We start from the raw sequence: 13101 nt of genomic DNA, 5'->3' as shown, positions 1-13101 counted from the left end.
CCAAAATAAATTCAATAGCTTAATTCCTTAGCCAACCTGAGATACCACGAAAAATACCAAGACCAGCCTGCGCAGCCCAACTGTCGGCTCAGTAGCTGCGTGACCACGCACTGCCTGGACAACCCGTCTTGTCTAAGGACACGAGGGTTTCATGCCCCACTCACAGCGGCCTTGGGTTTCGATGACAGTCATCAGGGCATGGTCATGGCAGCAAGATTTATGCAACGACAGGCTGTTCAGCTTCGAGGGCCAGGGACTTCAGGAATAACTTGCGCAGATCGTCGAGCTTGTCTTTAGCGATGACGCCAGCCTCAATGGCCTTCAGGGTGTGAACCGGCTTCTGGTCGTCTCGAACAGGCAAGTTCAATCCGAGGAATTTCTCCATACACTCATTGACTAAACAAGCCTCCGCAAGGCGGCTTGGGCCCGCCTTGTTCCTCAACATCTCATTCACGACCTTGTGGTGGTCTTTGTCCTGATCGTCGTCCAGCATCAAACCATACGGGATGCCAAACCCTTCAAGTAGAGCAATATAGCGATGCAGATTGTATTTCCCCATCGCATCGACAATCGCCACACGATGACGGCTCAAGTCATGCCAGTCCCGTGCGAGCAGCCATGCGAACAAGGCTTTCTCGGTCGCCCCCTCAACAAGCAGCACACGGTCCGCGAAGAACATTGAGGCCCGCTCGGAATCCAACCAGAGCTGATAGCGGAATCTCTCCTCCTGTTCCGCAATCACCGTATCATCGGTTGCACCCTGTAACAACTTCTTGGCGTTTCCCTTCGCGTTATCCGGCACTGCTGCGTCGCTGACGTAATTTTCCAGCCACGTCTTGAATTCGTATCCTTGACCAAGCACGCCGCCAAGGTCAGACTTCTTGACTTGGCCGATGCTACTCATACCATTATTGCGGCGAACGCGGACAATCTGGCACAGATCGTCCGCCACCTTGCCTACGAAGATCGGCGAATGACTAGTCACGATGACCTGCTGAGCATCCCCCGACCCCAGCCTGCGCAGGTGGTAAGCCATATTCTCCTGTTGAGCGGGATGCAGAAATGCCTCCGGCTCCTCAAACAAGATGAGGGTGAATTCAGGGTCGAATTCCTTTTTCGTGGGCACCTTGCTTTCGGTGAAGCTCGGCGCAAGCTTGATCAGTTCATACAGGAACGATCGCTGGAACCCATGCCCATAACGATCGAGTGCAAACGAGGTTTCCCCAAGCATCGCATCCACGAAGCCATGCCGGATCAGGTTCTTGGTGATGTCCTCCGGTGCGACCGGGTTCACCCCCATATCGAAGCGAATGCCCCATTGCTCGATGGATTGATTGATGGGCTTGGAAATCTGAGTCAAGAAGCCCTGATCTCCACACGCCTCGTCGTTCAACTTTCCGAACGCGCCCTCCATTTCCTTGAAAGCCGGGCTGTCCGCGATTACACGCTTTAGCATCAGATTAAGCATATCCCGTAAGGGCGACGGGCCGCTGGTTTTCATCTGCTCGGCAGCGGTGGTCAGTGCCGGGATGTAGATGACGCTGCCAACCTTGGCGGTACCGACGTTCTTCGCTCCATAGAACAGGTCTTTCTCCGGCTCGCCATTGATGATGGCGTAAATGTTGCTTTGGCTTGGCTTGAACCTGTCCTTTTCCCCGGATATGAAGTAGCGCCGGACGGTGAGGCTGTGACCAGCCACACCTGCCTTGTATTTATCCGCCAACCCCTCCCATTCGCTCTCTGACAAACCGAAGGTCAGTTCGACCCAGGATTCGTCAATCTGTGCACCCTTCATCTTGGGAAGGTCGTCTCCTGAATGCTTAAAGTCCTCATAGAACGCCCGGAGCGCGGCAATGATGTTGCTCTTGCCCGCGTTGTTGGCACCCACGATCATCGTGTAGTCGTGAACCTCGATATCGGCATCGACGATGGATCGGAAATTGTGGATGCGCAGACGGCGAAGCTTCATGGTTTCCCCCGGATTCTATTGGTTGAACACCCGCCCTAATACCGCCGGCACCAGCGCGGCGCTGCTTTGGCGAATGGCAGCGTGTTTGGCTTGAGTATAGCGAGGCTCTGCTCCATTAAATACACCGTACTGCTAGCATTCCAACCTCTCTCGTAAGGATCAACCGAGGTTCCAGCAGCCGTCGCGGTCTTGGTAGGAGCCGTCAAGGATATCCCGCCAACCACATCGGCACCGTCGCGGTCTCGAACCCGCCGAACAGAACCAACTCCTCACCGTCAGTATCCAATATTGCAACCGGCAACTCAGGCACCATGCCTGAACCTATTCCACTGGGCCGGAACACGTTGCCGAAGTTGCGCCCCTATGCATCGGCTGGAGGCCACCGCAGTTTGCCTCGCCCGACGCGCACGGCTTCTACCAGCCTGGTTTTGCCCGGCAGCCTTCCAGAAAAGAGGCTGGGCTTGGGGTCCACCGCAGGTTTTCTAAAGGCCGCGACGCGGTGGTAGTCAGCGGTTGTGAGCCAAGTCCGCCCATCCCCCTCATCGGTGACAATGCGATAGAGGCCTGCGGGTGGGACGTCCGCGACGTCAAGCAAGCGCTTGTAGTGTTCGACTGACCACTTTTGGATGCCACCACTGAGGGCTTCTGTTCGGAAGCGTGCCCATAGCGCCGCTGTGTCGGGTGTCGGCCAGTCGCCAGCGTCCGTGTAGGCCGTGATCTCGTCGGATTCAAGCCAGGCCAGCATCTCGGCGGGCGTGACGAAGATAGGATTGGCATCCGCGATCGCTGCCATGGCCGCGCGCCGTGACGGAAGGCCCGCGCGGATCAGCATCGACATCATGAGTTGTGGGACGCCCGTTTCGACCGCGGCTGCAGCGCCGCCCGCCACCGTCTCCGGCGACCAACCGAGGGACATGCGGCGGGTACGTACAGCCTCCAACGCCCAAACCAAGCGATAGGTGAAGGCCTCTTCCACGGCCCGCATGTTCTGTGGCCCGATCTTAGCGACATCCTCTCCAGACACCCAATTGCGTAGGATTTCCTTCCAATTCGCCGGCAGCGCACTTGCCTTGTCGGGAATGAAGGGCCGCATGAACAGCAGGCGTTCCCCGAGACCGCCGAGCGCATCGACGAGTCCGTCGATATCGCCGGTCAAAGTCGCCTCGTCAGCCTGGTCGAGGAGTTCGGCCAGTTCGTCGGCCATGGCGTCTATGGTCAGGCCAGCCTCAAGCCCGACGCCCATGGCGAAATGTCCGCGCCGCACCTGCGCCGTCGTAGTGTTCCAAATGAGATCGGCGCGCGCCTGTAGCACCTTCTTGTGCAAAGGTGCAACGCCCTCGTCCTCGCGAACGATCTGGCGAGCCCAGAGCGATCCCTTGAGTGCATCGTCCAAGAGCTTCGGCAGGTCGGCGCGGTCAGAATCGAGTGCTTCGATCAAGCCGAACACGGTTGCATCAAGTCGCTCGACAATTTGCGATAGCGGCTCCTCGTCGATGGTCTCTTCCTCGTCACCGCCACTGTCTTCATCACCGTGGCCATCAGTGTCGTATTCCGCGCCGACAGCTAGGCGCTCGGCGACAGCGGCTTCCTCCTCGGGCGATCTCCATGCTTCACGGGCATTGGCGAGATATTCCCAGGCATCATCGCGATCCAGGATCCCTTTTCGGGACAGACGATCAAGAATCTCGGCGACGATCTGGATGAGACCGCTTTTTAGCGTGCGAGCCTTGGCGGAAGCCACCAGCTCTCGCCACTCTTTCTTTCGCCAGTCGATGTTGTCGAACATGACGTGAACGATGAGGCCTTCGACATCCACGAAGGCGCGCCCGGCGCGGCCCGCGACGTTCGCAAACTCCTCGCCTTTGATCTTCTCGGCCGCTCGATATAACGCCGGCACCAACAGCACGGCGGCGTTGAGATTAAGACCTTGCGAGAGCGTCGGCGACGCGACGATAACTTTCAGGGCGCCTTCCGACAGCAGGGCTTCTAGCTCGCGGAGGAACGGGCTGGGCAGCCGGCCGTGGTGGATGGCAACACCCTGCTTCAGGCAGGCGACGGCGGGATGGTTCTCGCCCAGCCATTCCTTGCCAACCTCCAAGGCACGCGCGATCGACGCTTGGTCCTCCAGCAGCGACTCCAGATAACCACGCTTGCAGAGGTCCACGACCTGTTTGCCGTAGCTCTCAACCCAATTTGCCTGAGTGGAGAAGATCAGCGTCCGCTTGCCTTGGCTCGCGAATTCCCACGCTGCGAATAAGGTGACATGTGAGTTTTTGCGCGGATAGGGCTTCTTCTCTCGCCCTAATGCCGGTTTCTCCACGACGAATTTGTCGAGGAAGGGACCATTGTCGTCGAGGTCAAGCCGGAGCAGCGCGTCCTTGCCCCGCCAAGTAAGCGCGCCGAATCTCTGCCGCGTGGGGCGCCAGTCGGAACGCACCGGCTCACCTGGTTCGTCAGAACGTACCCACGCGGTGAGATCGTCCAGTTCATCGCCGCTGGGCAGAATGGCGGAGAGACAGACGATCCGGCGTTCGCCCGAGTCCGCCCGCCGAAGCAAGCGCTGCACGAGCGTCTCGTAGCGGATTTCGCGCTCGCTAGGACCGATCATGTGACCTTCGTCGAGGACGATCAGGCCGACGTCGTCGATCAGAGTTGTGTCGCTTCTTAGCGCGAAGTCTAGCTTCTCGGGCGTCGCAATGATGATCTCGCGGGTGCGCAGCGCGTCTTCATCGCCAGCCGAAAGGCCGCTGGCACCGTAAAGGGAGGAAACGCTGAAGCCGAGCGGCGCGAAGGTCTTTCTGAAGGATCGCTCAGTCTGGGCAGACAAGGCGCGCAATGGCGTGACAATCAGCACCCGGCGCGCGGACGAAAGGGTCATCAACGCGGCGATCTCGGCCACCCGCGTCTTGCCGGCGCTGGTAGGCAAGGCGACGACCAGATCGTCGGTGACGTCCGTGGATCGCTGAGCCGCTTCACGCTGCGATGGCCATAGCTCGACCTCGGCAGTCTTTCGAGCGTAGAGTGACGAGATGAACAGCCGACGTAGGTCGAGGTATCTTTCTTCCGCCCCCTCTGGCGGCACAGTTGGCAAATTTTGGTGCAGCGAATGCCGCCAAAGGTCGTCGATCAGGTGGCGGCAGAGGTTCGATATCCACCACAGCGGAACATTCTCGGCGTTGTCCGCCAAGCTAACCGCAGTGGTAAGCAGCGCCCGCGCGGTCTCGATCGGCTCGGGTTCCCCCGTCTCAAGCGCAAAGTCGAAATAGGCCAGAGCTCGGCAGATCGTGGTGTTGAGGATGGTGGACAGCACCTCGTCGAAGCCCGACTCTTCGCCCTGCAGCGCCTCGGCGATCTGCTCATCGCCGTGAGCGTCGTCATCCAACCACGCGCGAACGAAACTGCGCAACTTGCCGAGATCGCGCAGAATTAGGTGTCGGATCGCCGTCTCGCCTGGCGAGGTGTTGAGGTCTTCGGGGGTCTCGTTAAAGAGCGAATAAGCGGCAGCTGAGAAGCCGGCCAGGTGATAGGCGGCGGCGGCAATGGTGCGGCGGAAACCACGATCGTGCGATTCCGGATCGCCGTTGCGCACTAGGGCTTCGAACGCATTGGCGGCACGCTCGAACGCCTTGTCGGTCAGATCCGAAGCACCAGCCTGAGCGCGCAAGGCCATTGCGCCACGAAGCAACGCGAAACCGTGTTCGGCAAGATCTGTTTCGATTGTCGCGCCGAGAGGAGGCGCATTCGGTGGCAGCACGCCCTCCTCGCGCATCAGCGACCAGGCCGCGCCACGATATAGAAGGCGCCCAAGGATACCGTCGACGGTGGCGGTTGCCAGAAACATGGTCAGTTCGTCAATCGTCTCCAAGGTCTACCGCCTCCTGATACATAGCCGCGATAAAGTCCTGATGATCTTCGACATGGACGTTTACTACGTAGTGGTCACGATTGGCCCCCGCGGCGTCGAGGTCCTCCTTCAACGAAGCATGCGGGCCGTTTCCCGACACGGTGAAGAGCATATGGTCGATGCGGTCGGCGCGGAGGGACTTCACACCCACCTCGTCACGGAGGCTACGGCCCAGCGCGTTATCGTCCGGATCGTTACTCTCTAGGAGGCGGTTGGCGACGAACAGGAGGGAGTCGGGCGTGCAACGGCCATTGTCGCGATTGAGTACCTTGCGAGCGCTCGTGACCGTGGCCTTGCCGAGTACCTTGTTGCTCTTAGCCTCGCCCTTCAGAAGCCAGAGCTTTTCGCCGGCCCCATCGTATCCGGCGCCGATGAAGTCGTCGCCACGCATGGCCATATTACGGCCATCCTTATAGCGAAGACGGCGCACGGGCACCCGTAGGCCAATTTCTTCCTCGACCAGCTCCGTCGCTAGAATTTCGCCGAGATCGCCGGATCGGCTTTTGGCGGTTTGCGGCATCGCTTCGCTGAGAATTTTCGCGGCGACCTTATATCCGAGTCGCTTCACGTCTTCAGCTATGCGTTCGAGTCGGTCGTAGTGCAAGCGAATAGTCTCGGCGAGGTCACCGCGAATCTCATCGCGACCGCCGTCCTTCTCAACATAGGTCCAATAGTACTTGCGCTTATCCTTTTCTTTGGTGGCCTCGCACCACCGCTCGTACAGTCCCACGCTCCCCCCCGTTCGACTAGCCCGGCCCTCGTTTGTGGCATGATTCCACGCATACTCCCAGCCCGAATTGGATTGTGCAATCCAATTGAGCACGAATAGGGTTCTATCCGTTGAGCGGATAGTATCCTATTCGTTGATCGGATGACGTTCTATCCGCGTCGTATACCTGTATTTGCGACTAAACCTAATTGATGAATACGATATAGAGTGGGCGAACGTTGACACATGAGGGATCAGCCCAAACTCCCCCCCGACCACGATCGCATGTCGTTTTAGCCGCTAAAATATTCGCAGCAGCAACTGAAGAGCCCAGCAAATTCGCTGCAGCACCGATCCCTCAAGTGTCAACAACCTCTTCCCATCAGACGATCGCCCCGTGAGGTCCAAGGCTCACGGGTGCTGAGCAGGCAAGAGCGAGTCCGTCCAAACCTGCCGAAAGGCAAGCTCGACCGCATTCTGTTCGCGGCAACGTTCATCCATCAACCAAGCCCCCCGGCGGCCAGCGCTTCCGAGTGGTCACAGCAACCTTGCTCCAATGCGCTGAAGATATTCCCCGTGCGGATGTTCACTTCCCTCGCTCGACCATCGTGAGTACGGCACACGGCATAGGCAAAGTAGCCTCTCGAAGCGTTCATTTCGTCGTTAGCCGATTGCAACGCAGCGCGAAGCGGCGGCAAACCATCAATTTCGCAGTCGGCACCTAGCGAGCAATAATGAACGCCAAGAAATCACTGACGATTGAAGAAATGAACTACGTCATAGCCAAATGTTGGACGGCAGCGGGCCTATCCGACCTTGTTCCGGCCGAAGAAATCGACGCATGGGTGGCGAGCTGGGGAACCGAAAACGCGCGTCCCGTACCTTTACTCGCCGATCTGCTCGCCAACACCACTCCGGAGAATCTGCATGACGAGATTGATTTCGGGCTCCCAGTCGGCCGCGAGATCCCCGATCAAGACAATTGAAAAGTGCGGTCAGCTGACAGCGGCCGCCCTTTTCAAATCGTTGTTTGCGTCAGTGTCGAACCAACAGCCGCTCAACGGCTGTCTTCGCTTCATGAAAATCCGCTGGCGTCGCCCGGCCTGTTTCGGCTTGGTAGAACACGACCATGAACATGTTTGCGACCGCCTCGGCCATCTGCGCTAGCTCGCGCGCAGTGTCCTGGTCCATGAAATGCAGCGCCGCGAGTTGCTTCGCCGCTTGCTGGATAACCTGTTTCGCTTCTGTATGATGTGTAGTTGCCATGCATCACCTCTCTATCAGGTGTTGTCGTGGAAGTGCCGGCCGGTTGCCGCCGGCCGGTGCGCCTTCACGCGTCCTGCAAAGGCTGTCGATTGACGAACGCAGCCACCTCGTCGTTGATTGATTGGGGTCGGCTCTGCGCACCGCCAACGCTGTCGCCAGTGAAACTCGCTGCATCCACTCCAGCCTGTTGCTTAGCCGTCGAACTTTCGTGAATAGCCGACGAGATTTTGCCACCCGCGGTTTGGGCGATACGATCCTTCGCAGCGTCCATCATGCCGGCGGCCTTGTCCTTGGCAACAGCACCTGCTCCTTGGGCCAGACTTGTGCCCATGTCGGCCGCGAACTTGCCGGCCGTGCCGAACATCGACGCGAAACTACTACTTCCGCCCGACGAACTGCCGCTCGCACCACTACTGCCGGAACCACCACCCGAAAACACGCCGGCGCCACTCGCCATGTTCTGCTGTGCAGACTGGAATGCTGCTTTCAGTGCCGATGCACCGCCGGCCGCACTTGACGCAGCTCCCATCGCGGCCGAGCCAGCCGCAGAAGCAGCACCAACCGCGAATCCGGCCGCTCCGATTGCTGAACCTGCAGCAGCGGCCGCCGCACCAGCACCGAAAGCGCCGATTCCGCCTGTCGAGCTGCCACCAACAATACTTGCGAGCATCGGCGGCACTTTATTCACCAATGCAAGCAAGACGATGGACACCAGAAGGAGCAAGAACAACGCGTTTAGCGAAAGCTCCGCGCCCTTGAGCGAGTCGTAATATTGATCAACAAATGACTTGCCTATGCCGACCAGCAGAATCATGGCGAATAACTGAACGCCGACGCCAAGGACGGTTTTATAGAATTGGATCGCGATACCAGATGTCCAACGCGCTCCACCGAAGCCCAGCAAAAATACTCCACCGTAAGCGAGCATCCAACCCGTCACCAGGAGCAGCAGCATATTCACGCCGACCAATGCGAGAACAATGAGATTGATGCCGGCAACCAGGATTCCGATGGCTGACTGGACGGGTTCAGACCAATGACTGCCGTCCGAAACACGCTTCAAGATATCGAAGCCTATATCGACGATTCCTGAAGGGGCCAGGCCGTTGCTTAGGCCCGATGCCTTTGCCGCGATCTGTCTCATCGAATCGGTTATCGAGATTGAAATTGCCGGGCCATTGCTGAGAATCCACCAGAAGAAACCCAACACTGTGAAAAACCGGATTGTTTCAGCCAGGAACTCACCGATATCCGCCTTGCGTAAGGCCATCATCCCATATGTCCACGTCATGCTAAGCAGCGCAAGCCCCCAGAAAAGCCAGGAGGCGTAGCTCACCATCGTCGCACTCCAGCTACTGGCGACGTCAGCATATCGTTGCAGGATGGTGTTCAAAAGATCATCGCTTCCGTTCGTCACGGACACCGCTGCATGAGCGTGCCCGGCAAACGCGACGGTTGCCAGAAAGAGACTTGTTGTTGAGAGCTTTTTCATCGTATTACCTCACCACTGTTTCGAGGAACTTGGCTTGCTGGTCCCACCGAGAAAGCAACCGCTGGCCGGGAGATCCTTGCAGGACGTTTCGCTCGCATCGCGCATGTCTTCTTTCGCATGTCGATCGCACCCAGCAAGCAGCCCCAAGGCGACGGTGATGACCATGATGGCGACAGGCATTTGCATGGCTACACCTCCACTCACCACTGTTTATCGGAACTGCGCTTGCTGGTTCCGCCGAGAAACTGCGAACTTGCTGCCATCTGTTGAGCTTCCCGATCTGCCGCTACCTGCGCGCGCGTAGCCTCCGCCGCCTGCTGCGCGACGAGCAGGCCACGGATTTGCAGGAGCTGGTTAGCCTGCGCGCTGGCGAGCTGATTCGCGGCCTGGATCGCCTGCATCTGCCCCGTCGCGCTGGTAGCTTGTGATTGCAACGAACGAAGATTCGCCGCATCGGCCGTGAGCGTCTGTTGCTGCTGATCGACGCCTTTTAGCACCGCATCGTTCGCGGCCTTGACCGAGGACGAGCCGTTGGCCTGCGCATCGATCAACGCCTGTCGCTGTGCATTCGTACAGCCGCTCGATGTGAAGCATGGCGACGACCTGTAGTAGCTCACGTCCTCGTAGCGGGAAAGATATTGATCGAGACTGCCTGTCTGGCTCTTGAACTGCGTCAACACATCCTGCGCGGCTAGCAACTTGCTAATCGTCTGGTTCGCCTGGTCCCACACCCAGGCGGCCGGCGCGAGCGTGTTTTGCAGCATGTTCTGGTACTGCTGCAACTGCGTCTCGTACTGCTGAATCTGTTTTTCGACCGCTGCGACGTTCTGGATTGCGCTGACGGTGGCCTGCGCAATGTTCGTGGCGTCGATGACAGGAATGCCCTGTGCGCCGGCGGACATCACGACGCCGAGCATCACGGCCAGCGCGGCAGTTTTAGCAGCTAAAATTTTTCTCATGACGGATACCTCTGATACGTGGCAATCGGTACATCGAATGGCTGCGCCACGAAAGCCATCGGTGCTTGACCTGGGCGACACCGAAGCCCGGCCATCTTGGGGTGATGTCACGGTGTCGGCGTGCCGGACGATGCTCAGGCTGACCGGCACACACGCCTGCTCAGCACCCGCGTCAGCGCGAATGCCCTTTCGGCTTGGCTCGCGCCTCGCGCAACTGGGAGTCGCTATTACCCTGCGCTGCGGCCTCACGGCGCATCCTTGCAAGTTCGATTTCCTGGCGTTCGGGCGACTGAGCATTGAAGCGCTCGATGCGCTGCTGCAGCGTCTCCGGGAGGCTTTGCCATGCGCTGCCCTGATCACCGTAGCCGTTGGCGCGCATCTTCCGGCGATTGGCGACGGCCCGAAACCGGCTCACGGCCTGACTTGCCGCCTGCTCGGCCCGTTGACGAACATGGTCGGGCACGGACGGCGGAATGGTCGCCGGACGGGCGACCGCCTGCTCGCGACCACCGATAACCAACGCGCGGAGCTGGGACAGCGTACGCAGACGATTCCTGCTCTCCGGTGGAGGCTCCTGTCCGACTGGTTTCAGGGCGGGCCGGCGGGTCGGCACTCGGGATCTATGTGCGGCCTGGTCGCCCAAATGCTGTTGCCGCAACCTCTCCATCGACGGATCATCGAACGTGACCGGAAGTCGCATATCGACCGCCGCACGAATAACACGCGCCTTGAATTCGGCGCTACCGGTGACAGTGATACGGTCGCCGTATCGCTCGGCCGCCATCCGTAACGCCTGTTGCACGCCGGCCTGATCCGCTTCCCGCGACACCTGGAGACGATCGCCGTCATCGCGCACTGCGCTACCGCCGGCGCGATAGATGATCGTCCCCTTCTTCGTGATGTTGTCGATCACCGGGGCATGATCGGGCTGGGCCTGCCCTTCGGCCCGAATGGTGTCGCCCTTTAACCCTTGGGCGGCCTCTCTGGCTCTCAACGCAGCCAATGCCTCGGCATTACCTTGCAAGGCTTCCTGCTTGAGCCAGTCGGCCCATGTGTGTCGGCGATGCTGTTCATACAGGTGCTTGCAGGCAACACGATGCTGCGCGTAAATCGATTCCAGCTCCGACTTCATCGCACCGCTTACCTGGGCATACAGCAGCTTTTTAGTTAGGCGACCACCGCCCAGCAGCTTGATCGCTGCGCGACGCGAGTGCCCCACCTTCTTGGCGTTCTCGACTTGCTTTTCCTTCTGGCGACGCAGCTCGGCCAGCGCGGCTGCACGGTTCGTGCTGATGCGCTGCTGCGCGGATTGATACTGCGCATACAGTTCCACCGTGTTCACGCGCAGCCGCAAGGGCTCTTTCCGGTACTCTCGTTTCGGCCGTGCGTCGGCTTGTCGTTCCGGCGATGCAGAGAAAGGCCCATACTGGCTTTCCAGCTTCGCCTTTGAGAACTCCCGGCCCAAGGTACTCGCCTTGATCTGCATACCGTTGCCGGCCTGGATCACCAGCCCGTTCCCCTTCGCACGAATTTCTAGTCCGTTCGCGTGCATGACATCGTGCAGCTCAACCCAGCTCCGAGCGCCACGAATTTCCGTAACGCACTCGCGCTTGATCCAGCCGACTAGACTTTCGATGCCGGAATGCCGCTCCATATCGGCAGCGCTTGCCTCGGCACCTCGCCGACGCGGCTCATGGTTGTCGCGTTGCAGACCGTAGGCACGTTCAAGCACGTCGCACAGTTCGGCCAAAGCCCGATGCGGGTAGTACGGCTCATGAATCGTGTTCCGCACCGGGTGAATCTTGTTGATGGCGATATGGATGTGCAGATTGTCGGTGTCGTGATGCACGGCACTGACGCGCTGATGCTCGCCAAACCCGAGGCCGGCGCATATCCGAGATTCGATGGCTTCCAGGGTTGCTGCGTCAGGTTGTTCGCCGGCGCGAAAGCTGACCAGGAGATGGTAGGTCTTGTCGCCCTTCGCCCGGGTATTCGCGCGCTGCGTCGCGAGCACTTCGGTCATGGCGTCTCGCACCGTATAGGCAGCGCAGTTCGTCATACGCACTTCGCCAATCCGGTGCTCCCTTGCCTGATCGGCCGTGATGTACTTCACCAGCTCGGCAAAATCGCTCTTGCCGAGTGACCGCATAGGAACGTGCTTCGCGATCATCACCGCCCCCTCGGCCGCATCACGCTTTCCATGATGCGGCTCATCTCGTCGCGGGTCGCCTCGATCCTCGACAACAAGGCGTGAATCGTCGCCGGGGTAAAACCCGCAACACGCGCGTCGTTCGTCAGCCATAGTTTGAGCAGGCCGCCAAGACGGCCGAGATCGCCGTTCACGCGCACCAGCTCGCGTACCTGTTCGGCATCGACAATCGCCTCGACCCGGTACCCCAACCCGACCAGGCGCAGGTACGTCGAGGCGCTGTTCCCGCTCGCAGCTGCAAGCGTCTCAATTTCCGCCCGCTCGTCGGGCAGGCAATACACCTTGATAGGTGTCGTGCCCTTGCGCGTCGCGACTTTCACCGTTTCCTCCATCGAAACCCTCGCGGTCAGTCTCGCCGGCACCGCCGGCTGGCCTCGCAGAGCGGGATGCCCGTTGAGTACCGAAGGTGCGAATAAGGGAAAGTGAAATAGGAACGCCGGCTTGCCGGTGGGACTACTTCACACATCCTGCCCCGATCACCACCTTGATTTCTGTACAACTCAATGTTTGCTAATGGCTGTTTTTCGCTGCATCCGCCACGTAGTAACAAAACTGAACGCGGAAAGATCGCGTTGAACGATGATTGAACGCCA

At 59.3% G+C, this 13101-nt stretch carries 10 protein-coding genes; 1 reads left to right on the top strand and 9 read right to left on the bottom strand.

Going from position 1 to position 13101, the window contains the following annotated elements; genetic code table 11:
* Positions 1-217: 217 nt before the first annotated feature.
* The 3 genes from DIE08_RS14855 to DIE08_RS14840 all read right to left on the bottom strand — a co-directional run bounded on the left by DIE08_RS14855 (position 218) and on the right by DIE08_RS14840 (position 6603).
* A complete protein-coding gene (locus DIE08_RS14855) occupies positions 218-1969 on the bottom strand; it encodes an ATP-dependent endonuclease (RefSeq protein ID WP_124902335.1) in 1752 nt (583 codons plus the stop codon).
* Between the two features lie 361 nt (positions 1970-2330).
* The gene (locus DIE08_RS14845) at positions 2331-5834 is read right to left on the bottom strand and encodes a DEAD/DEAH box helicase (RefSeq protein WP_124902334.1); all 3504 of its coding nucleotides are present in this window, start codon (positions 5832-5834) and stop codon (positions 2331-2333) included.
* On the bottom strand, positions 5821-6603 hold the full coding sequence (locus tag DIE08_RS14840; RefSeq protein ID WP_124902333.1) for a DUF1837 domain-containing protein: 783 nt from the start codon (positions 6601-6603) through the stop codon (positions 5821-5823). The genes DIE08_RS14845 and DIE08_RS14840 overlap by 14 nt, the downstream gene beginning before the upstream one ends.
* Before the next feature lie 713 nt (positions 6604-7316).
* Between DIE08_RS14840 and DIE08_RS14830 the strand changes: the two genes are divergently transcribed.
* Positions 7317-7568 (top strand): hypothetical protein, encoded by a 252-nt coding sequence (locus DIE08_RS14830; protein WP_124902332.1) that lies wholly within the window; start codon positions 7317-7319, stop codon positions 7566-7568.
* A gap of 49 nt (positions 7569-7617) precedes the next feature.
* Here DIE08_RS14830 and DIE08_RS14825 read toward each other — a convergent pair whose 3' ends face one another.
* From DIE08_RS14825 to traJ, 6 genes are all read right to left on the bottom strand, one after another.
* Complete coding sequence (locus DIE08_RS14825) at positions 7618-7848, bottom strand: type I toxin-antitoxin system ptaRNA1 family toxin (protein ID WP_124902331.1); 231 nt, start codon at positions 7846-7848, stop codon at positions 7618-7620.
* A gap of 64 nt (positions 7849-7912) precedes the next feature.
* Positions 7913-9340 (bottom strand): P-type conjugative transfer protein TrbL, encoded by a 1428-nt coding sequence (trbL, locus tag DIE08_RS14820; protein WP_124902330.1) that lies wholly within the window; start codon positions 9338-9340, stop codon positions 7913-7915.
* Positions 9341-9349: 9 nt separating this feature from the next.
* Positions 9350-9526: a hypothetical protein gene (locus tag DIE08_RS35670; protein WP_185715865.1), complete on the bottom strand. Its 177-nt coding sequence runs from the start codon at positions 9524-9526 to the stop codon at positions 9350-9352.
* A 14-nt stretch (positions 9527-9540) separates the two neighbouring features.
* Positions 9541-10299: a P-type conjugative transfer protein TrbJ gene (trbJ, locus tag DIE08_RS14815; protein ID WP_124902329.1), complete on the bottom strand. Its 759-nt coding sequence runs from the start codon at positions 10297-10299 to the stop codon at positions 9541-9543.
* Between the two features lie 172 nt (positions 10300-10471).
* Positions 10472-12469 carry a TraI/MobA(P) family conjugative relaxase gene (gene traI, locus DIE08_RS14810; protein ID WP_124902380.1) on the bottom strand — a complete coding sequence of 666 codons (1998 nt, stop codon included), beginning with the start codon at positions 12467-12469 and terminating at the stop codon, positions 10472-10474.
* Positions 12469-12840, bottom strand: coding sequence for a conjugal transfer transcriptional regulator TraJ (traJ, locus tag DIE08_RS14805; protein WP_124902328.1), 372 nt, complete (start codon positions 12838-12840; stop codon positions 12469-12471). Before traJ ends, traI begins: the two co-directional genes overlap by 1 nt.
* Between the last annotated feature and the right edge of the window lie 261 nt (positions 12841-13101).

The sequence above is a fragment of the Burkholderia sp. Bp9004 genome (assembly GCF_003858025.1).
GTDB classification, from domain to species: Bacteria; Pseudomonadota; Gammaproteobacteria; order Burkholderiales; family Burkholderiaceae; genus Burkholderia; species Burkholderia diffusa.
Note: the sequence above shows the minus strand (reverse complement) of the source record. Positions and strands in the feature narration are given on the sequence as shown.